19 protein-coding genes and 3 pseudogenes are annotated in these 24,542 nt (G+C 52.4%); 10 read left to right on the forward strand and 12 right to left on the reverse strand.

Annotated features, from left to right (window positions below):
- Window positions 1–387: 387 nt before the first annotated feature.
- Window positions 388–1,809, forward strand: coding sequence for a group II intron reverse transcriptase/maturase (gene ltrA, locus AC1Z24_RS05960; protein ID WP_483744913.1), 1,422 nt, complete (start codon window positions 388–390; stop codon window positions 1,807–1,809).
- A gap of 137 nt (window positions 1,810–1,946) precedes the next feature.
- Here the strand turns inward: ltrA and AC1Z24_RS05965 are convergent, their stop codons facing one another.
- Window positions 1,947–2,288: a helix-turn-helix domain-containing protein gene (locus tag AC1Z24_RS05965; RefSeq protein WP_483746542.1), complete on the reverse strand. Its 342-nt coding sequence runs from the start codon at window positions 2,286–2,288 to the stop codon at window positions 1,947–1,949.
- 414 nt (window positions 2,289–2,702) lie between these two features.
- Here AC1Z24_RS05965 and AC1Z24_RS05970 point away from each other — a divergent pair.
- Window positions 2,703–2,834, forward strand: a pseudogene (locus AC1Z24_RS05970) (HAD family hydrolase); the annotation flags it as partial.
- 42 nt (window positions 2,835–2,876) lie between these two features.
- Here the strand turns inward: AC1Z24_RS05970 and AC1Z24_RS05975 are convergent.
- The gene (locus AC1Z24_RS05975) at window positions 2,877–3,077 is read right to left on the reverse strand and encodes a hypothetical protein (protein WP_483746763.1); all 201 of its coding nucleotides are present in this window, start codon (window positions 3,075–3,077) and stop codon (window positions 2,877–2,879) included.
- A gap of 146 nt (window positions 3,078–3,223) precedes the next feature.
- On the opposite strand from AC1Z24_RS05975, the gene AC1Z24_RS05980 reads away from it, so the two are divergent.
- Window positions 3,224–4,228 carry a hypothetical protein gene (locus AC1Z24_RS05980; RefSeq protein ID WP_483744914.1) on the forward strand — a complete coding sequence of 335 codons (1,005 nt, stop codon included), beginning with the start codon at window positions 3,224–3,226 and terminating at the stop codon, window positions 4,226–4,228.
- 229 nt (window positions 4,229–4,457) lie between these two features.
- Here AC1Z24_RS05980 and AC1Z24_RS05985 read toward each other — a convergent pair whose 3' ends face one another.
- Window positions 4,458–4,823, reverse strand: coding sequence for a hypothetical protein (locus AC1Z24_RS05985; RefSeq protein ID WP_483744915.1), 366 nt, complete (start codon window positions 4,821–4,823; stop codon window positions 4,458–4,460).
- Between the two features lie 396 nt (window positions 4,824–5,219).
- Between AC1Z24_RS05985 and AC1Z24_RS05990 the strand changes: the two genes are divergently transcribed.
- Both AC1Z24_RS05990 and AC1Z24_RS05995 read left to right on the forward strand, forming a co-directional pair.
- A complete protein-coding gene (locus AC1Z24_RS05990; protein WP_483744916.1) occupies window positions 5,220–6,395 on the forward strand; it encodes an AAA family ATPase in 1,176 nt (391 codons plus the stop codon).
- Between the two features lie 212 nt (window positions 6,396–6,607).
- Complete coding sequence (locus tag AC1Z24_RS05995) at window positions 6,608–6,976, forward strand: histone-like nucleoid-structuring protein, MvaT/MvaU family (RefSeq protein ID WP_483744917.1); 369 nt, start codon at window positions 6,608–6,610, stop codon at window positions 6,974–6,976.
- Between the two features lie 433 nt (window positions 6,977–7,409).
- Here the strand turns inward: AC1Z24_RS05995 and AC1Z24_RS06000 are convergent, their stop codons facing one another.
- Window positions 7,410–9,065, reverse strand: coding sequence for a tail fiber protein (locus AC1Z24_RS06000; RefSeq protein ID WP_483744918.1), 1,656 nt, complete (start codon window positions 9,063–9,065; stop codon window positions 7,410–7,412).
- Window positions 9,066–9,489: 424 nt separating this feature from the next.
- Window positions 9,490–9,633: pseudogene (locus AC1Z24_RS06005) on the reverse strand (IS5/IS1182 family transposase); the annotation flags it as partial.
- 263 nt (window positions 9,634–9,896) lie between these two features.
- Between AC1Z24_RS06005 and AC1Z24_RS06010 the strand changes: the two are divergent.
- Together AC1Z24_RS06010 and AC1Z24_RS06015 are read left to right on the forward strand one after the other, a co-directional pair.
- On the forward strand, window positions 9,897–11,033 hold the full coding sequence (locus AC1Z24_RS06010) for a hypothetical protein (RefSeq protein WP_483744919.1): 1,137 nt from the start codon (window positions 9,897–9,899) through the stop codon (window positions 11,031–11,033).
- Complete coding sequence (locus tag AC1Z24_RS06015; protein ID WP_483744920.1) at window positions 11,030–11,494, forward strand: hypothetical protein; 465 nt, start codon at window positions 11,030–11,032, stop codon at window positions 11,492–11,494. Before AC1Z24_RS06010 ends, AC1Z24_RS06015 begins: the two co-directional genes overlap by 4 nt.
- A gap of 240 nt (window positions 11,495–11,734) precedes the next feature.
- Here AC1Z24_RS06015 and AC1Z24_RS06020 read toward each other — a convergent pair whose 3' ends face one another.
- Complete coding sequence (locus AC1Z24_RS06020) at window positions 11,735–12,190, reverse strand: transcriptional regulator (RefSeq protein ID WP_483744921.1); 456 nt, start codon at window positions 12,188–12,190, stop codon at window positions 11,735–11,737.
- 547 nt (window positions 12,191–12,737) lie between these two features.
- Here AC1Z24_RS06020 and AC1Z24_RS06025 point away from each other — a divergent pair.
- Complete coding sequence (locus AC1Z24_RS06025) at window positions 12,738–14,828, forward strand: acyltransferase family protein (RefSeq protein WP_483744922.1); 2,091 nt, start codon at window positions 12,738–12,740, stop codon at window positions 14,826–14,828.
- Between the two features lie 21 nt (window positions 14,829–14,849).
- Here the strand turns inward: AC1Z24_RS06025 and AC1Z24_RS06030 are convergent, their stop codons facing one another.
- From AC1Z24_RS06030 to AC1Z24_RS06045, 4 genes and pseudogenes are all read right to left on the reverse strand, one after another.
- Entirely contained in the window at window positions 14,850–15,782 is a 933-nt protein-coding gene (locus AC1Z24_RS06030; RefSeq protein WP_483744923.1) for a hypothetical protein, read from the reverse strand.
- Between the two features lie 301 nt (window positions 15,783–16,083).
- Window positions 16,084–16,506 (reverse strand): hypothetical protein, encoded by a 423-nt coding sequence (locus AC1Z24_RS06035; protein WP_483744924.1) that lies wholly within the window; start codon window positions 16,504–16,506, stop codon window positions 16,084–16,086.
- Between the two features lie 261 nt (window positions 16,507–16,767).
- Window positions 16,768–16,960, reverse strand: a pseudogene (locus tag AC1Z24_RS06040) (DUF7740 domain-containing protein).
- Window positions 16,961–17,205: 245 nt separating this feature from the next.
- Window positions 17,206–17,700 carry a hypothetical protein gene (locus tag AC1Z24_RS06045; RefSeq protein WP_483744925.1) on the reverse strand — a complete coding sequence of 165 codons (495 nt, stop codon included), beginning with the start codon at window positions 17,698–17,700 and terminating at the stop codon, window positions 17,206–17,208.
- Between the two features lie 300 nt (window positions 17,701–18,000).
- On the opposite strand from AC1Z24_RS06045, the gene AC1Z24_RS06050 reads away from it, so the two are divergent.
- The gene (locus AC1Z24_RS06050) at window positions 18,001–19,251 is read left to right on the forward strand and encodes an RES family NAD+ phosphorylase (protein WP_483744926.1); all 1,251 of its coding nucleotides are present in this window, start codon (window positions 18,001–18,003) and stop codon (window positions 19,249–19,251) included.
- A 109-nt stretch (window positions 19,252–19,360) separates the two neighbouring features.
- Here the strand turns inward: AC1Z24_RS06050 and AC1Z24_RS06055 are convergent, their stop codons facing one another.
- Window positions 19,361–20,425: a tyrosine-type recombinase/integrase gene (locus AC1Z24_RS06055; RefSeq protein WP_483744927.1), complete on the reverse strand. Its 1,065-nt coding sequence runs from the start codon at window positions 20,423–20,425 to the stop codon at window positions 19,361–19,363.
- Window positions 20,426–20,705: 280 nt separating this feature from the next.
- Between AC1Z24_RS06055 and AC1Z24_RS06060 the strand changes: the two genes are divergently transcribed.
- Window positions 20,706–23,579: an AAA family ATPase gene (locus tag AC1Z24_RS06060; protein WP_483744928.1), complete on the forward strand. Its 2,874-nt coding sequence runs from the start codon at window positions 20,706–20,708 to the stop codon at window positions 23,577–23,579.
- Window positions 23,580–23,682: 103 nt separating this feature from the next.
- On the opposite strand, the gene AC1Z24_RS06065 is transcribed toward AC1Z24_RS06060, so the two are convergent.
- Entirely contained in the window at window positions 23,683–24,330 is a 648-nt protein-coding gene (locus tag AC1Z24_RS06065; RefSeq protein WP_483744929.1) for a TetR/AcrR family transcriptional regulator, read from the reverse strand.
- Between the last annotated feature and the right edge of the window lie 212 nt (window positions 24,331–24,542).

Below are 24,542 nucleotides of genomic sequence, written 5' to 3' on the forward strand. Positions count from 1 at the left end.
TTTGGCTGTGGTGGCCATGCTGGTGACTGGGAGGTGAAAGTCCTCTACACACCCGGCAAGGGGAAGTGTTAGCCAGAGGCAAGGGTGTCGCGGGTGACTGCGAATCTGAAGGAAGCCCGAGGCAAAATGCTGGCCTGACGAACAGGAAGCGGATGAGGCGGCACAGCGGGGTAAGGGGGCGTATTTTCCCAAAGCCCGATACTTGCACGGAACGCTGTGACGTAGATCCGACAGGCATAAGCAGGAAGGTCGCGCGAATTACCCTGGGAGATCTGCGCGTTTGCCACTGTGCTACCGAGCGTCGAGAGGCGACGGGATGAGCGTGCAGAAGTCAGCCGAGGCCGTAGTAAGTGGCGAATAACCCCGTCACCAAGGGCCGAACAAGGTATGCCGCCAGTAGGCGTCAAAGTCTCGTTGAATACCGAAATGCAGAAATTTCTCCCAGAGAAGACTGTTACTCCGAGTCCCGGACAGTATCCGAGGATGACGGCTGACAGCGCACAGGTATCGGCGGCGTCTGTGACGTGGACGAACGCGGAGCCGGACACGCTGATGGAACGGGTGCTTGCACCCGCTAACCTTAGGCGTGCTTATCAACGCGTGGTCAGCAACAAGGGCTCGCCGGGTACCGATGGTATGACGGTCGAGCAATTGGCGGGCTACGTGAAACAGTATTGGCCGATCCTCAAGGCTCGGTTGCTGGTCGGCGAGTATCACCCGCAGGGTGTGCGCGCCGTTGACATCCCCAAACCCAAAGGCGGAACACGACAACTGGGTATTCCCAGCGTCGTGGATCGCCTGATCCAGCAGGCACTGCTGCAACAGCTCACGCCGATCTTCGATCCTCTGTTCTCGGACTATAGCTACGGCTTTCGTCCGGGTAGAAGCGCTCATCAAGCCATCGAAAAGGCCCGTGACCACGTAGGAGCGGGCAACCGCTGGTGTGTGGAACTTGATCTTGAAAAGTTCTTTGATCGAGTAAACCACGACGTATTGATGGACAAGATCGAGCGTCACGTCGAAGACAAGCGCGTGCTTAGACTGATCCGTCGTTACCTCGAAGCCGGAGCGATGTCGGGCGGGATCGTCAGCCGACGACAGAAGGGGACGCCGCAAGGCGGCCCGCTCTCGCCGTTGCTGTCGAACATCCTGCTTAACGAACTCGACCGCGAGCTGGAACGACGGGGACATCGTTTCGTGAGGTATGCCGACGATACGAACATTTATGTGCGCACTCGTCGTGCGGGCGAGCGAGTGTTGGCCGGTGTTGAGCGCTTCCTGAATCAGCGCCTAAAACTGACGCTGAATCGGGAAAAGAGCCGTGTGGCACGTCCGTGGTTCTGTGATTACTTGGGCTATGGGATGAGCTGGCATCAGCAGCCGAGATTGAGAGTGGCAACGATGAGTTTGGCTCGCTTGCGCGATCGGCTCATGGAGCTGCTGCGCGGGGCGCGGGGCCGCAAGATGGCGACTGTCATCGGACGTATAAACCCTGTGCTGCGCGGGTGGTCAGGCTACTTCAAGCTCAGTCAGAGCAAACGGCCACTTGAGGAAATTGACGGCTGGGTGCGGCGCAAACTCCGCTGCGTCCTTTGGCGTCAATGGAAGCGGCCCTCAACGAGGGCGCGTAACTTGATGCGCCTGGGGCTTAGCGAAGCTCGTGCCTGTAAATCAGCCTTCAATGGCCGAGGCCCATGGTGGAGCTCGGGAGCATCTCATATGAATCAGGCGTTGCCGAAGAAGCTATGGGATCAACTTGGGTTAGTCTCGGTACTGGATACGATAAACCGGCTTAGCCGCATAACTTGAACCGCCGTATACGGAACCGTACGTACGGTGGTGTGAGAGGACGGCGGCTGTAAAGCCGCCTCCTACTCGATCTGCGCTAACCAGGACGTGTTTTGTCGCTGGTTCGAGTAGCGCCAAAGCTTCTTTTCGACAACTGTCTAAATCGGTTTGCTAGGAGAAGGGAAGGGAATGCCAAAGCCAGCCTTGCTTTTTAGGGCGGCTGCGGCATTGAGCTCAGCTGGATTCAGGTGAGCTAGGCTTATCGTAAGACCGAACTTTTTGAATACAGCTTCCAGGGTCGCGAGTGTCGGATTGCCGCGATCGACCTCCAGCTGCGACAGAGCCCGCTTTGAAATTTTGCAGGCCACCGCGAACCGCTCTTGATTCACGCCTAGAAGATTTTCACGAAGACGTTTAACGGCGCCGCCTAGCGTCAATTTCCCCTGGGCGACCTCAGCGGCCACTGCTTGAATGTAGGCTTTGCGCTCTTCAAGCGTCATTTCTTTCACATCAACCCCATTCCTTCAGCCAAGTCTAGATTATTGAACGGAAAATCTTCGAATTGCGAAACCTATCCGGCAGGTTCACGGATGTCTTACCTGCCAACGCATCGCATGCCCGCCTCCAGACACGACGGCAGCGCAATATAATGCACTAATACATGATGAATGAGGGGTGGCAGCGCATTAAAATGCGCTGATCATTTTCTCAGTGTTTTTAAAGATACGACGAAAAGTCCCGGCACTGATGGCTGGGATTCTTCAACGCCTTAAGTGAACCCGCTTGCCAGTGGGCGCCTTTTTTTCATTCTACGTTGCAAATGACGTTGCCCACCAAGGTGCCATGGCCGCGCAGGCTAAGCCGAGGCCGTCACAACAGAGTAGAACTGGAGCTCCTGATCTTCGTTTACGATCGAAGCGACGGGCGTCGGTTTGTTATCGGGTGGTTATGATATTGGTGAGCTTGAGCGGGCAGGGGCTCTGCGGGTCTATGAAGATCCGCTGGATTTGCTCGCTCATTTGGATGAAATCGCCTCTCGCCCATAAGCAATAACTTGCAGCCACGCTCAGCGACGGAGAGGGCAGGCATCAAGGAGTTTTTGCCCTGCGCGCAGCCATCAGCGCATTCATCAAACGCTGACGTTCGTCTTCGTCCAAAGCCGGGTTTGAGCAGCGCCACAGCTGTCCCTTGACAACAAAATAGCGTCCATCTGGTGTTGTCGGGTTCATGCCTGAAAATAATCGATAGGTGGAGGAAAGTTGGGCTACATCCGTAGCCTGTTGTTCCACAGCGGCCTCTTCCGGCTCTAACCACCAACCCGTCTCACAAGCCTACGAATCATTTTTTTCCTGATTTGTGCCGTTAATATGCCATTACTGGCGAATCTTGCTTTCCTGCACGATTGAGAAGCCATTCGACTACGAGGGATCGAGAAATGGGTTGGAAAGGGACTTTGCGTTCAATGGGCGCAGCGGCGCGGCAAGCTGAACGGAACGCGCAGCGCCGGCAGCGCGAACTTGAAAAACGTCACAAAGAATTCGCCAAAATGGAGGCGCTTGAGCAGGCAGCCTATGAGGTGGAAGTTTACGAAAACCAGATCGATCTTTTGCTTTCTGTACACAAGGAAAGCAGCGAGTCTATCGATTGGAGAGCTTTGGCTAGCCGAGCAGCGCCTGGGCAACCTACTTTTTCAGATACGCATGCCGCACAAGCCCGACTTCAGCAAGCTAGTTATCGGCCGGGATTTTTTGCTCGATTATTCAGAGGGGAAGCACATCAGCGAAATCAACTGCAGGTGCTTGTCGACAAGGCTATCGCTGACGATAAGCATCTGTTTGAGCAAGCTACGCGTGATTGGCATGCCGACTATGACTTCTGGCAAGAGGAGTCTGAAGTCGCCAAAGGCATATTGCAGGGTAGGGGACAGGCCAAGCTCGACGCGATCAAGCTACTAAATCCTTTCTCAGACATATCTCATCTGGGCAGTTTCATTAAGTTCTCGGTTGATGAGACAGGGTTGGTTCAGTCTGCCCTGAGCGTCCATGGCACACGCGTGATCTCCGCTGAGGTCAAGTCGCTGCTTCAAAGTGGAAAGCTTTCCAGCAAGAAGATGCCGATAGGTAAATTCAACGAGCTGCTTCAGGATTATGTCTGCAGCTGCGCGCTCAGGGTAGGCCGCGAGTTGCTCGCTGCCTTACCTGAAAACCTGGTTATTGTGACTGCGTTGGATGATGTGCTGAACACTGCGACAGGGCATCTTGAAGAGCTGCCGATCCTAAGCGTTGCGTTTTCTCGCGAGACCCTCGACAGGTTGAACATGGACACGATTGACCCCTCGGATGCGATGCAAAACTTTGTCCACAATATGTCGTTCAAAAAGACCACCGGTTTTGCGCCCGTACTCCAGATCGAGCCTGATCGTTTCAGATCCAGGGCGTGACGATATGCCGACGGCCTGAAATCTGGCTGTCGGCTTGGCTTTTTGATGTTGAGTAAGCTGTTGTCTCGTACAGCGCGGTCATGATTTAAAGCTGGCAAAGGCTCTATATCAACGGGGCAGGGGCTACCTAGGCAACTTCTTGTTAATCAATGAGCTCGATGGTTCGAAAGAGAACTTGGAATTTATACTATAGCTATGACTATGTGGCGTGAATTTAGGGGGGGGTATGTCAATATCCCAGCAGTTTAAGATATTCATAGAATTCGGCTTCGGCGTCTTTGGATGGTGGTATAGAGTGCTCTGCAGATAGATCTATGATGGCATTTATAATGCCTGCTATTATCGAAATTGGGCTTGGCGGTGGTTTGCCAGTTTTTCTTGGTTTTAAAATGGCATCTATAAATTTACTGCGAATAAATGGGTCGGTTAGTATCCAATCTATAATGTCTAAAATGATTTTTTGGTTGGATGGGATCAACCTGTTCAGGATCTCTATGGTTTTAGTAGGTTGGTTATTTCGCACATCGAGCAAGCATCCGATCTGAAATGCTATTTTGAAATCGTTGATCCGTGCACTGTCAAAATTTGATATCATGTCTAACTTCCGTGTGGCTATAAATTGGTCTCAGATTATCACGTTAGATCCGGTTGCTTCCATTTTTGACATTCCTGCAGCCGAGATCTCCTCTTAACATCTAAAATACATTTTCTCGGGGCCGATGCACGAGCCTGCTGAGATTTTGGCCACATCCTATGCCGTGAGATGCGATATTGATTACGTCCTAGGGGGCCACGGCTTGGCCCAGCTCGTGTGACTCAATGATTCCAAACCAGCTCCTTGGCGCCATCAGGGAGGGGCACCGCGATGCTAGGTTGTTGCCAGCAGTATGAATCCAAAATACCGGGCAGGTGAACAACTCAACGGGTCTCTGATTTCATTCGGTATGACCGCTAACCGGAAGAAAATACCGTCTATGCCATGTGTGATCACATGGATATCCTGTCGAAAACAGGAAATATTGTTATGTCCCTCATCCAGCCTCATCAGCTCAAAGAGCTTCGTAAATCGTGTGGTTTGACCGTAAGTAGAGCGGCTTCGTCGGTGCATGTCCATGAGCGTACCTGGCGAACTTATGAAACCGATGTGGAGAACGCTTCTCACATCCCGATTCCTCAAGGGCGCTTGATCGCGTTTTGTGAGAGGCACAGGTTACCTTATCCGCCAGTTGACCAAGATGGGAGAATTATGGCGGGAGGCTGCAAAGTCTTAAGCATCACTACTTACAAAGGCGGAGTGGGAAAATCGCCAATCACCGTCGCGGTTGCGGGGGTTCTCGCCTCGACGGGGCAAAAAGTGGCCATCGTCTCCAACGATAGGGTCTTCAACATGCATGGGGAGGAAGACCCCTGGATTCGTGCTCGACTGGAAGGACGGGCGCGCTCGGTTGATTTTATCGGAGAAGACGATGTGCTTATGTACCCTGGAGAGATAGAGCATATCGAGCAGGCGATAAACGAATATGAGTATGCCCTGTATAATCCAGATTTTATTATTATCAACTCGCTGCCAGACAGGGCCCACGAAAAACTGTTATCAAAAAGAGTAGCACCGAAAACATTTGAAGAGCTCAGAATGAGGTATGACTACATATTTCTTGACTTGAATAGGGATTTGGAAAAAGTAAAGTTGCTGTCTGATCTTGTTGCGATAATACTGGATAGCGGCTGCGCCGCGTCGGTCTGGAGCGCACGCAATTTCTATAATGACTTAATGAAAACTGTGCTGAACCGGCCTGCTCCGAGGGTCTGCGGTCTGGTCACCAATCATGCACCTTGCACTGCGATTTCGGACTTTGCAGAGTATATCGAAGATTCTCAAAAGTTGGATGAGGCCCGAAGCATCGCGATAATGATTCATGAGCAGCAAGCAGAGATTCTGCAAGCGATAAGTAAATTGAAGTTACCAATGCTCCGAACCTTCATGACTCGATCGCATCTGATGGAGATTCAACTCCATAACCAAAGTCGAGTGTTTGAAGAGTCATTCTGTTTCTTTAATTCACTTGTCGAGATTGCGCCTCAGTCGGTGGCGAGTGATGAGATTCGTAGGTTAACAGATGAGCTTTGCTGGATGCTTTCATCGAGCACCACTGTTGCGAATCATTGACGGTGCCTTAAGGGGCTCGCTAGGAGGTGGGCTAGCTGATTTGCGAGCGATGTTGTCGATCAATTTTTTCCGTCTTTTTGAAGAGTTTTGGCTACAAGTGTCACTCTGATTAAAAGAAAAAAATTCACTACACCGTGGCTAACTTTAATGACGAACCCTTCTGCGTCGCTTAATATGTAGATCTGTGTACCCAATCGAAAATAGGATTCTAAATGTCTCGCTTAGCCGAATACCGCAAACTCGAACAGCAGCTGGCCGCTCAGCTCGCTGAGCTCGAAGCCATGAAAGACGACTCTGGCTTCAAAACAGAGCTGGAATTTGAGAGCAAACTGCGTTCGCTTCTCGACGAATACGGCTACAGCCTGCGTGATGTTATCAACGTCATCGACCCACAGCTTGCTGGTAAGTCGGCACCAGCCGCTAAGCCGGAAAAGGGTACACGCCGTGCCCGTGTGATGAAGGTCTACAAAAACCCTCATACAGATGAAGTGGTTGAAACGAAGGGTGGTAACCACAAGACGCTGAAAGCCTGGAAGGCTGAGCATGGGTCTGACACTGTTGAAAGCTGGCTCGCTCAGTAGTCTGCGGCTTCAATAGATAGAGGCCGCTTTAGACCGGCCTTTTTCTGTTTCGGCTGCTATGCCGATGGTCTTAAGCTATAGACAGACGTATAATATAGTGAATGAGGCATTCGAAGCTGGCACTGGTTGCCAAATTTTCATAGGTGGAGTTGACCAACACGAGAGATTTGGATCTGATGGGTGTGTCGGGCTCCATCGTGGGTCATGCATTCTATGCAAATCGAAATCCGACCTTTGAGGCTGCGGAGTGAGATCACATACGCGGGAGGGCGCGAGATCCCCTACGTGTTATTTCGCATACATACCTTACGGTCGAATGAGTCACGTATACTTTATTTTCGGTCAACGGAGCGAGTCACCAGGCCTTGCATTTTTATTACGAGGCCTGGGATTATCGGTTTTCACTTAAGCTTTAGTTGGCTTCGATTTTTTGTCACTTGAATCGAATGATATAGTCGACGTTTACGTTTACTGGTCGAGACTCTTTGTCGCCACCCGATAATGTGTGCGTGTGCGCACCATCTGTGGAAGTAGGGCTGCCATTAGGATTATTCTCCGCCAAATCTACACCTGCCACGACATCAATCACGTGCGTATCGGTAGGTACATTGGGCATTGAGTGCGTGTGCGCGCCATCGGTGCTTGTCGTGATTGCTGTGACGGGTGCTCCGAGAGTGGAGGTATTGAGTGTAGTCCCAAGTACTACCTCACCTGCTCCCGTTACGAAATAGCCACGCAGATCGGGTACGTTAAACTTGAGCGGCGCGCTGCCGAAAGTCGTTGAAATGACATCGTACAATGCCTGGAAAGAACCTATGCGCAGCGCAGCGCCATCGCATGCTATCCAGCCTGAAGCTATCAGTTGCGCACTGACACCAGGATCGGTGATATCACCGCCAAAGCTCATGATTGAGCCGATTGGGGGCGCTGCTTGTGACAAATTATCGTTGGCGATGAGGAAGTCAACATAGATGTTTTCTGGTCGTGTTTCCTTGTCCCCGCCAATAATCGAGTGGCTATGCTCCCCGGACTGAGAGGATGTGGTGTTATCTCCCGTCCACACCATACAGTTGAAGGCTGCGAAGCCTGAAGCCCCCCACGCTGCGTGATGATCTGTCTGCGGGATGAGCGTTATATTATGAGAGTGGGCACCAGCGCTCGCGAGCGCAAGCGCAGGGGGATTGCCTGAGGCATAGAATTGCGCCGACCCGATCGCATCTCCCTGGTTTCCTCCGGTATTGAGGGCATGTCGGGTGGCCGCATTAGGATCGCGATTGGTGAGGTGATTGGTGCCGCGAAGAAAGTTCCCACGAAAATCCGGCACATTCATGACGGTGAGCCCGTCACCGCCATAGTTATAGAAGAGGGTCTCGAATAGGTTCGGAAACCGGTTTTGACCATACGCCGCGCCATCACAGAAAAGCCAGCTACCTGGTGGCGAGGAAATTACGCCTGCATAGGCTGCGACCGCGCCGGCTGGCAAAGTTCCTGTCGGCGTGCTTGGCTCGGAAGCCTTGATGATGAAAAACAAGGCAACGCTGATTGGCGCGGTAACAGTGTCGAATCCCGTCATGTCATGCGCATGCGCACCAGCGCTTTCGGTCTGGGCCGGAGAATTCCAGCGAGCCATGGTGTAAGTTGAACCGCTCCATGCCATGTGCATGTCGGAATTTAAATGCGTGCAGGTATGAGTGTGCAATCCTGCCTGCTGAACAGTCCAAGGCGCTTTAGGCAGGGCTGTTGCGCTTTTCTGAAGCGATCCGGTTGTGTTGCCCTGGCTACCGCCAGGCGCCGCTGGAGTTCGAGTGGAGGCATCTGGGTCGACACCCGCTGCACTGCCCGAAGTACCTCGCATAAAGCGGCTGGTGAGATTTGGTACGTTGAAGTTGTTTCCGTTTCCGCCGTTAGAGGTGCCAATTGCGGCGAACAATGGTGCGAAGGTCGTGGTGTCGTAGGACTTGCCGTCGCACAGTAGCCAACCTTCATTGTTGAGGTTCGCAAGCGTGGCAGAATTGGCCAAATCGCCGCCGTAGGCAACGATTGATCCTATAGGAAAAGCACTGAGATTAGCGTTCTGTGAGGTAGACATAGAATTTCCTTTTCGTATGTTCCGTTCAGGCGCTTGATGCCACAAGTATGGCAGTCAAGCTGGAGTTATAAATCACGGTTGTTTGCACTTGAGATTTGCCCCCTCGCATCCATTTGAATGGAGGAGGGCCAAAGCAGAATAGTGGCCTTTTGCCATAATTCAAGGTAGCTGAAAAGATTTTTCCAGCTGTACGTGGGGACGTGTCCGGGATTTCACTGTGGAGGAAATCTCAAAATTGGCAGCTCTCACTGAGTGGCAGGCCATCCACACCGATGCCCTGTTTATAGGCTTACAGCCCAAAATCGGTGGACAAATTGAGCTGCTGGATGCTGGGCGCTTTGCCGCAGGAAGAGTCCTTTCTGATTACGACGGATCGCTAGCATAGACCGTTAACCAGGGGCCAAACGCTAGGGCAGTCCCGTCAGGACGCGCCTGAGCATAGCATCCGCAACACACCATTGAGCAGCAAGCGGTCGTCGGTCTTGGGCCAGCCAGTGCGCCGATGCTCCGGGAGGATATCCGCGGCCAGTTCCCACGCCGCGTCGGGGATTTCGTACGGAGCCGATATATTTTCTAAAACTGCCATCAGCGATGGACAATGTTGGATTCCCATCTATATTGACTTTGGAAAAGCAATATTAGTTTTCTAAATCAGACGATAATCGGTGTCCATAGCTAGCTAATCATGTGAGCCAATTATGCTAAAAAACAAAGGTATAAGTACAAATATAGCAATACTATCATTGGTAAGCTTGCTAGCTAGCTGCGCAGAAAAAGCCCCTTTATTTGGCGATAATAATGCGGTAAATACTCCTTTGTTTGCGGATAACCGTGTATTTTTTTTTAGAACCTATTCAGATTGAAAATCTTGCTCAAAAGCTCAGCGCCCTTGAAGAGCCGCTTGAGAATAAAGATATACGCGCCAAGGCTGTAGCTCGGAACTCACCCTTATCAATAATCATGCGATCTGTGGATCTGCCTGCATCATTAAAGGAGTCCAACGGTACTAAGCCCGTCATCAAGGGTGCAGCTGACTATGCTGTTATATTAGATGTAGGGTCTGCGGTTGACGGTACAACAAAATCCATAGTGGTATGGTATCAACGAGGAGTTCAGCCAGATCAGTCGCTTAATTTTTCCAATCTCTTGATCTATTACGAGCCTCAATGGGATGAACGGGTGGCACCTTATTTTAGGATTCGCGTCATGGATGTAACTAAAGAGCGGAATGAAGAGACTCGGAAGTCACTGGAGAGAGCAAGCAATATTGCGGGCAATATAGGTAGTCTCGCATCCAATCCAGCGATAGCACCACTTGTTGGTGTTGCTTTTACAGCCGCCGAGTTGGTATTTTCAAACAAAAATAACAAGTTAATCATTGACTACTCAGTTCAGCTTTACTCGCAGGTAGCCATTACAAATTCTGGTGGAGGCGGTCTTGGCCTACTAAGGAAAGGTTCATATATTGTGCTAGGTCGTCCGGCAGGCAATGATAGGAGCTTTTGGGAAACTGATGATTTGATCTACAACACCCGCTCAAGAAGAATTTACTCAAAGAATATCTTAGTTAATGTACCTAGCGTATTAATTACGATTGGAACATTCAAGAGTATTGTTCCTACTTCAGTGATGCAGCGTTCTGCGGCACTTACTGCACTTCTATCTTCGAGTGGGGGCGAAGCCTCGGCAGAACAGCTGGAAGAAGCTGCTAGGAGATTGTCAATAAGTGTTAAAACATTTGCGCAAACCGAAAAGCTCGAAAAATACCGTAACGAGAAAGATGTTAAGGATATTCTTTTTACTCTCGCCAATCCAAATGAGGCCAAAGAGCTAGGCTCGGACAATACTTATATCTTACTTCAGGCATTAAATGACTGTTACAAAAGAATCGCGCCTTTTATCGATGTGGCCGAAGCTCAATCATACTACAACAATCAAATAGATAAAAACTGTAAGGGGGATGAGTGAGTAATATTCGTTTCGGAGCAGTCCTTGCATTATTAATAGCGCTAACTGCCTGCTCTTCTCCATTCAATAATTTTCCTGAGCTTAGCCTGGATACGTACACATTGCCGACCCCCATCATGATCAGTGAGTTCAAGTTAGGTTCAGATACAGGTTCAATTCGATTACTGCTGGAAAAGCTTGAGCGGGGATCATCTGAGGTGGGTTTTCTAGAAAGATATAAACCTACGCAAGTCAGCATAAGCCCTGAGTTGCAAACCATGTTTATTGCGTTTAATGACGGATTAGCTGATTGGGTGGTCACGTTACAGTTTTTTCTTTCTCCACCTGAAAGCTCAACAACGGTAAAAGCGTATTTGACATCTGTGAGGGTAATAGGACGGCCGAGTGATGCACGCTTCGTGTATGATATTAATCTTCAGTCCAAGCTTAGAGAGAATCTGCTAAAAATTCAAAAAATGTAGATTACGCTTCTCTAAACCTATTTTCAGTCTGCGCAGATGTATGCGGAGCTTGTTCATCATGTGACCGCTCCTTAGCTTAAGGGGTTATCGCCAGAGCTGGTTTGACCCAGTCACCGAAACTTCACTGACCCAGGCTCCCAACTTGGGAAACATTACCAGTGCTGGATTTTTGCCGATTGGGGTTGGGTCAGTGTGGCATCGGCCACTGGGTCAACTCGGCATCGGCGCCAGCACAGTGCCTCACTCTGCTTCCCACAGTCTCGCCACCGTGGTCTTCGAATACCCCAAAGCCTTCTCGACCTGGCCGCGACTAAGTCCCTGAGCCTTGAGATCCTGGATCAAGAGTTGCTTTTCTTTTGCAGCTGTCACACGAGGCGGTGCCAGCTTCTGAGGCTCAGCCGGCAAGAGCCTGTCAGCGAGCTCCAGCCTTTCCAAATCCTGCATGGCTGCCATCAAGACTTCTCTCGGCGTTCGTTGCTGCTGGGCAGCAATCACAAGACCCAGGAAGGTCGTAGCGCCAACCCCAAGCGCGTCTGCCAGCGCTGCTGTCGTGTCGACTGTAGCCGTAGCTTTCGACGCTTCTAACAGGCTGATATGCGCTTGAGTGACATCATTTCCAGCGATCGCATGCTGGGGGCGATTGCCTAACGTGCGCAGGAGCTGCAGGACAGAGGCGTAAGGTCTTCGCAGCGACATTTCAGTGTCTCTTCAAAAAGAGACGGTATGCCGTGTTTGATTAGATCCACTCAAACATATATAGTTATTGAAATGGTTCTAGCGTGTGGTTTTCGGCTTAGAGAGGGGTTCCACCGCAATCCGAGCCTTCGATTTCTGCATCTCTAATCGAGCCCGGCTGGCTGGCATTGCCGTTACCCTCGATGGGCTTGACGAAATCATCCCCTCGGCTACCTGCCATTTTGGCTTTCGCTCACAAACCTACAGAGGATACCGACTTGCGACTGCTTTCAGCCTAAGCACCTAAGTTTTCGGATCGCGCAACTCTCGTTTTTTCAAACGGGGGAGCGGCAGTGCGCTTGGATATTTTAGAGAGGCTGCTTAGCAATAGCTCACAGCTCTCATTTATTTACAAAGGTCGTTTTGCAGTTACTACGGCTTAGAGCTCACAGATCCGTTTGTCGTATTCGATAAATATTGAACCGCCAATTTTTCTATTGGGCGGCGAGCTCCCTCGTTTCAATTTTGCCTGGGACAGGCTCGTGATGTGTCATTAAGGAAGTCACCGTTGGAAACGAGAATTGAAGAGTATATTCCATCTCAGGTAAAGAACAGCGGTCACAATGCCAGGGGTGAAGCGAGCTACAAGCTAGGGAACGATCGTGCTGTCTACGCAACGCCGTCATACCGGGCCGATATCGACGGCTTGAGAGCCATTGCAGTCCTGCTGGTGTTGCTCTTCCACGGCGGCAGCTCCGTTTTCACATCCGGCTTCGTCGGCGTCGACGTATTTTTTGTCATCTCTGGCTATTTGATCACTTCGATTGTGCTCAAGGATTTGGCTGCAAACCGATTCAGCTTTGGGCGGTTCTACGCGCGGCGGGCGTGGAGACTCCAACCAGCGATGATCGCCGTGTACGTGGTCACATTGATAATTGCGGCGCTGGTGTACCTGCCATCTGATTTTGCCGACTATTTGAAAAGCGGTAAGTACGCGTCGATGTTCCTAGCGAACCAGTATTTCGCTCGGACGACCACGGCCTACGCTGCCGACGACAGTGCGTCGTTGCTGCTTCTCCACACGTGGTCGCTGGCCATCGAATGGCAGTGGTATTTCCTGCTCCCAGCGTGTCTGGTGATACTGCATAAAAGAGTCTCGGCTTCTGCCTTGAAGATCATTGCGCCCTCGGCGGCTGTGATTGCAGCCGGCGTAGCGCTGACGCTTTCTGCCCATCAGCCAGACGACAATTATTACTCGTTCATCTCACGCATCTTTGAGCTTACGATTGGTTCTGGCGTAGTGATTCTGCGCGCTGACCTGCTCAAAGTAAGTCGAGCCGTGGCGAGCTTTTTAGGCCTCGTCGCTCTGGGTGTCATCGTGTTTTGCGGCACTCGCTCAGGGATCCTTCGTGGCTTCCCGGATTACCATGCCGTTTTGGTTTGCCTGGCCACTGGTTTCCTGTTGATCAGGGATGTCGGCGAGAAGGGCATTCACGGATGGCTGATTTCGAGCCTGGTGCCTCGTACGCTGGGCAAGATTTCTTATTCGCTGTACCTATGGCACTGGCCGCTGCTGGCACTGACCGCATATCTTGGCCTTTCCTCGGCGAAGTATTCGCAACTGGTGTATTACGTCGGATCATTCTTTTTGGCCTTCGTCTCCTACGCATTAATCGAGAAGCCGCTGCGCAGGGTAAAGCTTAGGTTCCTGCCCACGCTGCTGATCCTGGTGATCACGCCGGCAGTGTTGTTTTCGGTCGCCCATAAAATCGCTGATTCCAAAGACGGCTTCCCTAAACGCTTCGGCCAAGCATATGCAGAAAGCCAGAAAAAGCTGGCGGACTATGAACTCAAAAACAGACGCTACTGTATCGATGGCGTAACTGATGAGTCCGATCCACGATGTGTGATTGGTGACGTCCATTCTGCGAATCGGGCGCTCATGATCGGTGATTCTTTTTCCAATCAATACATGGCTTTCATGGACGTGCTTGGCAAAGACGCTGGGGTATCGGTGACGGCTTTGAGCACCTCGGCTTGCTTGGCGCTGCCAGATATCTACCTCTACAACTGGTGGAAGTCCAAGGACACGATCTATACAGCCTGCCATGACCGAGCGGTGGAGTTCTTCAACCTGGTCAAAACCAATGGCTACAAGTACTTGATACTTGGGCAGATCTGGCCCAACTACACCGGCGACAGCGTCGTGTATAGCCTGACGGACGAGCGTTCGTTGGAGCTGTCCAGGAAAAGAGTCGAAGATTCGATGCGTGCTGCGCTCGACCTGATCATCCAAACGGGAGCCACCCCCGTCATCGTCAAGGCAGTGCAAGTGATGCCGTCTGGTGTGAACGAGTGCTTGTCGCAGCATCTGAAGATGCGAGAACTGATGGGCAGCTCCGAAGTATCTTCCAACTGCGTGTCAACGCCCGAAAGCCCCAAGGATGCTGATTGGTTCGAAACTCTATTCGTTGACCTGAAGCGCGATTTTCCGAGCATAAGGTTCATCGATCCGAAGGCTGTTCAGTGTGAAAAGGGCGTGTGTAAGACCGTGTTGGATGGGGCGCCGGTTTACCGGGACATTGGTCATATCACAGATTTTGCGTCTCATAGGTTCGGTGAGGAGTATCTGCAGGCGTTTGGGAACCCACTTAAGTAATGCTGGCCCAAGCTTGCCTCATTAAACCTTGCTGACCTGGGTCTTCAGAACGAGTGTTAGAGTGAGCCGGCGGGTAGTAAAGGTCTTGTAACGCCCTCCCGGCGGGGCAGGCGTAGGGGCTTTGGTGTTCGACCGCCACATGCCGAGAACGATAATCTCGTTATCCTTCTCGATGCCCTTGAACCACGATGCATCGCTTGCCCAGATGCTGACCTCTAGGCCTATACCGTTAGCAGGATCGTCCGGGTCAGGCCGGAATTTGTTCATAAGAAGATTGATGACGTTTTTGGATTCAACGCCCTGGATCGCGTACTTCACTTCCTTGACCCGTCCCTGAATCGCAATCGGATGCTGAACCGTATTTTGCGAGACTGCATGGAAGGCTTCCATGTGACGCTCAGCTTCAAAATAGAACTGGCTCCAGGCGACGTTCACGCTTCCTTCAAACACCAACTCCAAATGCTCCTGCAGCTCCTGATCATCTGTACACGCGGCACGCAGCTTCAGAGCTCTCTTAGCGGAGTTGATATAGGCCGGCAGTCGACCAAGGTTTGATGCGTAAGTTTTTCCAGCTCCTGCGCGGTTGTCGCCGCCGCCGTTGTTCTTGGGTTTGGATGCTTCTTCCAAGGCCTCTTTGATCATGATCAGGCGCATTCGGTAACGGTTGTTGCGCAGGCTCTCAATGAGTCCGTCAGATGTTTTGGCGATTTCGACGACTTCACTGTCGATGCCGAACCGGCAGCCGGCAGCGTGAGGGCGCTTGGGGTACAGCCGAAAATACCCGCTCACCAACACGGGTTTGTCGTAAATCTCTTTGGGATAAGGAGGGTTATGGGTGACGTTGACACCACAGTGCTTGCACTTGAGCGGCTCAGGGCCTTGACCCTTTTGGTAGGTCTGCGCGTCCCATTCAGTCCCGTTCTGATCAAGGGCGTAGCCCATTTTAATGCCCATATGAATTCCTTACCCGTCTCTGCCTGAGCGGAATTTCGATTTCAAAAATCGGCAGGCTGTTTTCAGATGTGTACCTGCCCGGTGAGCCTCCACGGGATGCGTGGTAAGGGGCTAGTGTACAGAGGGGAGGTTCTAGGGCAAGGCTCTCAGGTGAGGCATCTGGAGTGACAGGGCTTGTGAAAGGGTCGACCGATAGACGCCGAACGTCCTTGTTCGACCTTCCAGCAGAGCAGCTTTGATCCTATCTGAGAATATGTCTGGCCTGTTTACGTCATGCCAGCCTAGACCGACGAAAGGATGTTTACTGATCTTTCCACAACTGAGTAAGCCAAGCGAGCAGTGGAAAAGCCGCCAGGGCAAGCACGTGTTGCTTGTACTCGCCGATCTGCTGCCAGCTAAGGCCTGTTGACATCAACCCGGATACGATCACGATGACGATGAGCATTGGCCAGGCACTCATGAAAAGGCGCATGCGGTGACGCCCAGGAAAAGCCTTTGCGATCTGCGAGTATCGCAGAAAGTAATCAAAGCCGATGTACCCGATGTAGACCGCCAATCCGACACCTACGGTTACGGCTACCAATGGGGTGACTTTGATGGTCGCCAATGCCCAGATAAGCCCCAGGATCTTGCCCCCGAGGGAGCCCAGCCTATTGATGTAACGATACGCAATCTGCATGTCAGGTGTAGTGATGCGAGGGTCGAAGCCTTTTATCGGCGTCATACGTCTTTGCTCCCTTGTCCGAGGTTGATCCGGGCGTGAAGTGTCCGGTCTCACTAACGTACGCGGCCTTCCTGGTTCGCCGCCACTCAACTTGGGTGAGTTATTGATCACCCGCGCGTTGAGGGCATACCTAGCGCTTTCGTAGGTTTCGGTTGTACAGCTGATTGATCGCGTCGAGGTCGAACAGGGGGCGAACAGGGGGCGTGATGCAGGCTGGCTTTGCATCAGCGATCACCCGATGGCTGAGGCGAGCCGAGAGGATCAGGCATCGAGATTCAATGCAATCTGCCTGACCATTTCGAGTGGCTGCTTGCTGTCGATGACCAGACAGATGAGGTCACGCTGGCTTCGGGGCAGCTTATTGACCACATTTTTCGCTTCGGCTTACACCTGCATCTGTGCCATGAATTTTTGCGGCTAAAAGCAAGACGAGGGTGGCGTGGGTGAGGTTCATGGCGGGCCCGGGGTACTGGGGAGCGTTTCAGAGGCTTTCTTCATGGTAGATGCCTCAACCCTCTAGGGTAGGAGTTACTGGATGTCTGAGATTGCCGGCCTTTTTCTGGGCCGGCACGCTTTATCAACGCTTCCCTGGCGGTGTGGTGCGGTTGACCACCTTCTCTTCGGATCTTCGCTGATACTCGGTCGTAGGAGGCGGAGGTGGTGTCTGTTTCTGATTGTTCTGAGGCTTCTTCGAATCGGTCATGCGCTGAGTTCTCTGAGAGTAATGAGCGCTGCAAGTAGGGCGATGAAACCCGCACCGTATACGAGCTCTGAATAGGCGAGCTCTAACGGCTTGGACTTTTCGTCGATCGCAGCTTTGAGTTTTTCCAGGGTGTCGATGTAGCAGTTGTAAATGTGGAGCTGTTGCTGATCAGCATCAACGATCCTGAGGTACTCAGCCGTAACTCTGCTCGATGGGAGCGCGGGGCAGTCACTGATCCGCAAGGCGCTGAAGGCGTGGCCCCATGAACAGCCGATGCAGATGGCAGCTAGAGCGAATGAGCCAAAGATCATTACTGCGATCGGGGAAGACAGTTGAAACAGAAGCCCATTTTTCAGGCCGGCCAATGCGCTCAGTGCAGCGATCACGATCGAGACGGCAGTTAGGAATTTTGCGCACTTGTTTTCGAAATGATCGAACCGGGATTGCTCATCTTTGAAACGATTTTGCAGGTAGCTGATAGTTTCTTCCATTCCGCGATCCGTTTCCAAGTCAGCTTGGCGTCAGGAGCTTGTATCGTGGATTGTAACTCTACCGGCACGGTCGTGGGCTGACTGGTCGATTAACCGAGCTGAGGATGTCTGCCCTTTTGGCTTCGTGGGCTGGTCATGCTTGATTGGGCTGGCGTTGTGTTCTTGCTTTGCTGTTGGACACTCGGGGGAATAGTTTGTGCAAATCAGGCGTTGGTACCCATCTGATCTTCGGCGATCATTCCACGCCCCCACCTGCGCCTGTGCTTTGCCGACCTTATTCGAAGATATGTTGAGACCTCCATGGCCGTGAAATCTGATGTCTGTTTCAAATGCGTGATCGATCCTTATCTGAGTCGGAAAATCCAGCGCAGTGGAACCTCCACTTCGTGCGACCTGTGTGAATCAACGCGCAAGTGCATACCGCTCGCCGAGATCGTCGCCTTGGCAGAAGAGATTCTGGACAAGTACATCTACCAGGGCGAACCCTGGTGCTACTGGAACAGCGCAGGTGTCACTAACGGTCAGTCAGATGAGAGTATCGAGCACTGGGTCAGCGAAATTTTAACTTGTGAAATTGCCGAACCCATTGTGGGCGCGGTGTGCAGCAATCTGACGGCCTACTCCCGGGACTTGAACTACCAGAAATCGCCTTTCAGGGCCGATGACCTTGGCCACGAGTGGGGCAAATTTCAGGAGGGGATGAAGCACGGTAATCGCTTTTTCAACGAGAGTGCGAAGACTTTCCTAGATTGGGTCTTCGAAGGTTTGGACAAGTATTCAGCCTCATCAGATGAGCATGCCGTGGTGCGTGTACTGACGCCAGAGAATGCTCCGCCGATCTTTCGCGCTCGCACCTGTATGACCGCAGATAGCGTCTGCGAAATTACTGCTGACCCTGCTCGCAATCTCGCAGCCCCGCCCAAAGAAAGAGCCGGGGAGGGGCGGATGAACCCAGCGGGTGTGCCAGCGTTCTACGGCGCCTTTGATCGAAAAACATGCATGGCCGAATTGCGTCCTCCCGTGGGAGGCACTGTGGTGAGCGGTGAGTTCCGGTTGAACAACGAGGTGAAGGTGCTGGACTTCGGCAGGTTTGAAAAAGCCGACCTTGGGCCGAAGCCGAGCTTCTTCGAGCCCAAATCCTTTCAGAAGATGGGTAGGCGTAATTTTCTGACATATCTGCACGACGAGATCACCACTCCCGTGTTGCCAGGCTCGGAGAGAAACTATCTGATCTCGCAAGTCATCGCCGAGTACCTGTACACCTATTGCAAACCCAAAATGGATGGCTTGATCTTCAAGTCAGTGCAGAACTCCGCAGGTAGCAACATCGTCTTGTTCTCACATGTGGCCTGTGCCCCGAAATCGATGATGTGGCAGTTCAATGGCGTTCACACCATCTTGGGGCCTGTGCCCTCGGATGCCCCGCGTATTGAGTATGTGCCAGGGAGCCTGATCCATCACTCGATCAAAGGTGTGGACTACGACGATCGTAAACAGTCGTTGCGCGATGACGCGCTTAAAGCCGAGGAGGCCGCTAACAATGACTGGTAGCTACGACTGTTGAGCAGGATCAAGCGATAATCATGGGCGCTGTGCCTATGAAGCGGCCAGGGCCCCGCCTGCACGTTAAGGCAGGGCAGGGCTTGGACATGCAGTCTGGTCAGTCGTCCTCAGGTTTCATCTTCGCTGACGGCTGCAAAGGTGCCACCTCAGGCTGGGCGTAATAATGTGTCATCCAAGGGAATGTGTGCCCGATCTGCGCTTGTATCAGGTCAAAGGCTGAAGGCCGCGATGAGACGTCCAGCATGAGTTTTTTGATGAAGCCAGTGCGCAGGCTGTGCGGTGTGCGTTGAGCAGGTGGCAACTGCGCCTTCTTTTCCCAAGATCTAAAAATCATCAACAATTCCCATGAAGGCATGGGGTGCTTAGGGTCAAGTTTTGACGGGAAGAGATAGTCGGTGGGGGAGAGATTTCGGGAGCTAACATAGCGTTTGAAAACCTCCGCTTTGTTAGCGAATAGCGGTAGCCCACTTTTCATGACCACCGCTGTGAATTGACTTTCAACAACGAGATCTGTCACTTCAGAAACCTTCGCGCCCAGGAAGACGTTCCCGCGAATTCCGGACTCCAGCATTGCAAAGATGCACTGGTCGCGAAGATTAGCTGAGTCCTCGACAACCCTTCTCATACCGTTAATTTCGTCTTCGCTCATCGAACGCAGCGGGCTTTCGAGGTTCTTGGCTTTTTTCACGCGGATAGTCGCGGCCATGGAGGCCGAGCGTACCCGGTCGTGAGCTCTGACATTCACCGGGCTCGGCTGATCCTGTGTGATGTCGGTTTTTGCTGTCTTGGGACTGAGCAATCGGGCCTCTCCCTTGGCCACTTTGAAAGTGCTGAGAGCCTTCAATGGAAGAGTTCTGACGAATGATTCCAACGCTCTCGGTTGGACAGAACTGTCAGCTGCTGATTCAAGAAGGGTGGACAGTGCAGAGGCAATGCCCACGTATACGTCCGCTTCAGAAGGCGTCTGTGCCTCTGGACTGCAGGTGATGGACGAGTGACGGACTTCTCTGTAGTCGGCATATCCGAGCCCGACCGACAGGACTTCTCTCGCACGAGACAGCGTGATGGCAGACTGGCCTGGCCACCTCTTCTGAATGTTTTTCGCGAGTCTTTTGAATGCTGCCTGGGGAAGTAGATCGTCTGGGTAGATCGGGACGCGCATGGCAAATCTCCAATACGTCGCGGTGTCGGCTGCCCGCTGACTATTGTCGAAGTGCGTGCGAATACGGGGGAGAAACACCTAACGCGCAAAGGCTATGCAGGCCGACCGCTCGATCCAGGTAAATCGATGTGCAGAACTTATCATGCGCACAGAGAACCGATCAAGCCGCCGCACCTGGTGCGATTGCTTATCCCGGGCTCTCCAGGTCTCAGATCGTTATGTGGTCATGGCATTGTGATTGCGGTCCAGATACGCTGATCTGCACCAGGGAGGAGGCACGATGAGTCAGTATCTTTTGAGCTTTGCGAGGCACAACCTTGAAGGGCGTACCGACGCTTACCTCGCGCTTCTCTGGTGTATGTACCAAGCGAACCTAAGCAAGGGGCGCTACTCCGACCACATCAAAGCGCATATAACGGCTGCCTCTGATCAGTTGCTGGGTCGCAACTACCAACGCATTGCTGCGCGTTTCAAAAAGGTGCTGGACAGTAGGCCAGAACTCGATCAGATACCGCCGTCTGGTCTAGGTGCGTTGGATTACCTGCGCGTGAAAAACTTTCGAGGTTTTGGGGCGTTTGGTGCTGACGACAAAGGCACCTTGATCCGATTCAGTAAGCTGAAAAACATCTTCTATGCGCCCAACGGTGGCGGAAAATCTTCCCTGTGCGAGGCGTTGGAGATCACCACGACCGGGGATATCAAAGAAGCTGCCAGGCGCAAGACCAAGGTTAGAGAGTACATCGCAAGGGGTGAGTCGAAGCCCCAGCTTATGCTTATGGGAGAGGATAAGCTTAAAGTCATTCCAAGCATTAGCTGGTCGGGCTGTTTCATCGACCGGAACCGTCTTCAGGAGTTTTCGTTGCTGGGTTCCAAGGACACAGGCAGTGGCGAAAGTGACGTCCTTGCCACCTTGTTTGGGTTGGAAGAACTCCAAGAAGTCATCTCTCGTTTCGTCCGTCCTGAAAGTTTCACGCTGAAAGCTTTCATGCGTCCCGACCAATCCGAGGCTCTTGCGGCCCTGGAGCAGACCCGGATGGGCCTGAGTCCGCTGCGGCACAAGCATCGGACGGATCTTCACAACGCGATCTCTGCAATCTGCCAGTTGCTGGGGCTCAGGCCAGACCAGGATTTTGAGATTCGCCCTAAGGTCGTACGGCTGCGTAATACGATAGAAATGCATATCCGTGGCGCTGCGCGCTTGCGGGCGGCCAAGGCCCCTGTCGTTATCCCGTTGAAGCAGGTAGGGCGTGTATGTGCAATCGCCAAGAGGTTGCTCAACCGCAGAGCGGTGATCGAGAAGTCGTTCCTGCTGAAGGCCAGTGACGTTAACTATCGCGCGGTCTTTGAGGCGCTTGAAGCTATTGAGCAGTTGCAGTCGGGAGAAAATTGCCCAGCCTGTCTAACCCCGCTCAGCAAAGTCGCCGTGAACCCATTCGAAAGGGCTCGTGATCAGATCAAAGCGCTGGGTGCTCTTGAGTCCTTAAAGCATGCCAAGCAAAGAAATGACGCCCGGATTGCCCTTTGGGCTTCAAGGATCTCTACAGCGATTAGTGCAGTAAAAAGCAACGCATATGCCGATGTCCCGTGCCCGTTGAAAATGGATGAGTTGGAGGCTGCGCTCGCGGAGTTTCATATCGCTACAGACCGTTCAGGAGTGGCACCGTCTGTTCTCGGCGCCCTCCTGAGTTTCTGGGCTGACGGTTCGGAAGACGTTGAGGTCTACCTGCGCGCATGTAATCGCAGGCTCAAAGAGGTTGACCAGGCAGAAGCTCAGGCCGCTCGTCTCGATGCGATGGTGGCACGACTGAAGGTGACTGATGAGTCGCTGAAACGGCATTTCGACGGCAAAACTCGCGCGCTTGCCGGATTCAAAACCGTCAACGATCAGGCGGTGCGCCTGGCAGAGCAGAAGATCATCCTTCTCAATGATGTCGTCGACAATAGCCATTTCAACCAGTTGATGAAGGATCTTGAGGTCGAATACCGGACGCTTTATCAAGACCTTATGGAATACAAGCTGGCGTTGGAAAAAGCTCGTATCACCGGGATCGAAGCCAAGGCAGCCGAGTACTATCGAGCGATCAATAACCACGACGATGACCATGAGCAGGTAGAGACGTTGAGCTTTGAGAAGCTCACTGACAACTATCGGATCAAGATCACCAATGTGGACGGATCCTCACTCGATGCATTTGCAGTACTCAGTGAGGGCCATCTGAGGGCACTGGGTTTATCTATCCTCTTGGCAATGGCCGAGAAAAACAATTTTCCACTCATCGTCTTCGACGACGTCGTCAACGCGATCGATACGGATCACCGATCCAACATCATCGATCTGTTTTTCAGTGATGGCTACCTGCGTCGAATTCAGATGGTGGTCACCACCCATGATCGTCTCTTCTGGGAGCGTTTTTGCATCATTGCCGATCGCCATCCCCAGTGTGAGCAGCATACGAGCCAGGTGCTCAGCTATACGAACAAGGGCATCGTGGTCATCGATCACGCAGGTGGCTTCCAGAAGAAGGTGCATGTGGCGTTGTCGGTCTTTGACGTCCGCCAGGCGCTGCTTTACTGCCGCATCTGGTTTGAGTCGATGGTGCTTGAGTTCTGCATCGAGAATGGTGTCAAGGTCACCGCGAACTTCAACAAGTCTCAGCTTAAAAAAAGCATGTACCTTCAGGTCAGTTTGGAGCACACCTTCACGTTGGTGGAGCCCTTCATTGACTACGATCGATCACATTTCGACTTTATCAAGAATGATCTGGTGAACTGGGGCGGTCAGAATCAAGAACACCATGCTTTCGATGAGGGCAGCCTGAACTTCGTGCACTCGAAGACCAGCAGCGAGGTCTTGAAAATCTACGATGCCGTCCGTTTTCTGGAATGCCAGCTGTTCACGGCAAGAAAAAAGGAGTCCGGTGAGAAGTACCTCGCCGAAGTGAACGAAAAAATCGAAAGGGGGCGCAGAAAGCTGGCAGGCCTGGCCAGGGCACCGGAAGAGATTCAAAAGGCGCACCAGGACGGGCTGAAGGCTTTGGAGGATCGAGGTTTTGAGCTCAGTCAGGAGCTTCAGTTCATTGAGCATTGCCTCGTCAGCGTCGCCCAACGAGAGCTAAACAGGGAGCAGCAATCCGCTCAATCGCCGGCTTGCTAGCGGCGGGGTTGGTCAGAGGGAGGGCCTCTCGCTTATGGGGCCGTGTTAATCTCGTTCTAGTGGCTGGCTCCAATCGCCTGACCAGGATGGAGAGTTCTTCAGTTCAGTGCCGGAGTGATCTCAAGAAAACGTCCACTGTGCGGTCTACGATCTGCTCGATCTCTTCGCGGGCGAGCGGTTCGCTGTTCCCTCTCACCTGTGCCCACAGAACACGACCGTCAATCATTCCCATGAAGTCGCGAGCGGCGATCTCAGGCTCTTGAACTGCCAGGATACCGCGACGTGCCAGCTCAGCCAGGTAATCGCTGATGACGGTCATAGCCGGCGCCTGGATAACCTCGTCAAAGCGGTCAGCGAGCATGGGGAAGCGTCGACCCTCCAATATCACCATGCGCAGGAAGTCGGCTGCTGACGGGCCAGACCAGAAGCAAGCGAACTCGGTAGCGATCTGCCTGAGTCCTTTCCTTGGATCGGTCAGTGCGTGCTCATCGTTTGCGACATCCATGATTGTGAAAGCCTTCCACATCCGCTCCGCCACGGCGACGAAGAGCGACTCCTTGCCTTCAGGGTACCGGTTGTACAAGGTCTGGCGGGTGACCGCTGCCGCTTTGGCGATATCCTCCATGCTCGCTCCCTCGTAGCCATGCTCGATGAACATCCTGCCTGCTGCCGCGAGAATCCTGACCGGGCGTGACGCGGTTTCGCTAGGATTGAGCAGGTCGTCGACGGGGGAGGGGGTTGCCACGTTCATTTTGTTTACCTGTGCAGAGTGGGTTAAGTGTTACTGAAAGAGTTGCAATCCGCTACCCATGTTCCGGCAAATAAACTTTACGCACTTGTAAAGAAATGGCTCCTTTCGTCGCTGACTTTCGGTGCGGTTAGTTGCATAAGGAGTTATTTGGACAGAGAGACTGGGCGGCTTGTTGACCGGTAGCTGCCTGAGGGTGTGAACAGACTGATGGT

The sequence above is a fragment of the Pseudomonas sp. JL23 genome, from assembly GCF_056933585.1.

Coding starts and splice junctions, on each gene's coding strand:
- AC1Z24_RS06020 (WP_483744921.1), bottom strand. CDS start 12,190: ATGTCGCTGCGAAGACCTTACGCCTCTGTCCTGCAGCTCCTGCGCACG.
- AC1Z24_RS06045 (WP_483744925.1), bottom strand. CDS start 17,700: ATGGAAGAAACTATCAGCTACCTGCAAAATCGTTTCAAAGATGAGCAA.
- AC1Z24_RS06065 (WP_483744929.1), bottom strand. CDS start 24,330: ATGAACGTGGCAACCCCCTCCCCCGTCGACGACCTGCTCAATCCTAGC.
- AC1Z24_RS06030 (WP_483744923.1), bottom strand. CDS start 15,782: ATGGGCATTAAAATGGGCTACGCCCTTGATCAGAACGGGACTGAATGG.
- AC1Z24_RS05985 (WP_483744915.1), bottom strand. CDS start 4,823: ATGATATCAAATTTTGACAGTGCACGGATCAACGATTTCAAAATAGCA.
- ltrA (WP_483744913.1), top strand. CDS start 388: ATGCCGCCAGTAGGCGTCAAAGTCTCGTTGAATACCGAAATGCAGAAA.
- AC1Z24_RS05965 (WP_483746542.1), bottom strand. CDS start 2,288: ATGACGCTTGAAGAGCGCAAAGCCTACATTCAAGCAGTGGCCGCTGAG.
- AC1Z24_RS05980 (WP_483744914.1), top strand. CDS start 3,224: ATGGGTTGGAAAGGGACTTTGCGTTCAATGGGCGCAGCGGCGCGGCAA.
- AC1Z24_RS06055 (WP_483744927.1), bottom strand. CDS start 20,425: ATGCGCGTCCCGATCTACCCAGACGATCTACTTCCCCAGGCAGCATTC.
- AC1Z24_RS05990 (WP_483744916.1), top strand. CDS start 5,220: ATGGATATCCTGTCGAAAACAGGAAATATTGTTATGTCCCTCATCCAG.
- AC1Z24_RS06060 (WP_483744928.1), top strand. CDS start 20,706: ATGAGTCAGTATCTTTTGAGCTTTGCGAGGCACAACCTTGAAGGGCGT.
- AC1Z24_RS05995 (WP_483744917.1), top strand. CDS start 6,608: ATGTCTCGCTTAGCCGAATACCGCAAACTCGAACAGCAGCTGGCCGCT.
- AC1Z24_RS06035 (WP_483744924.1), bottom strand. CDS start 16,506: ATGACGCCGATAAAAGGCTTCGACCCTCGCATCACTACACCTGACATG.
- AC1Z24_RS06050 (WP_483744926.1), top strand. CDS start 18,001: ATGGCCGTGAAATCTGATGTCTGTTTCAAATGCGTGATCGATCCTTAT.
- AC1Z24_RS06000 (WP_483744918.1), bottom strand. CDS start 9,065: ATGTCTACCTCACAGAACGCTAATCTCAGTGCTTTTCCTATAGGATCA.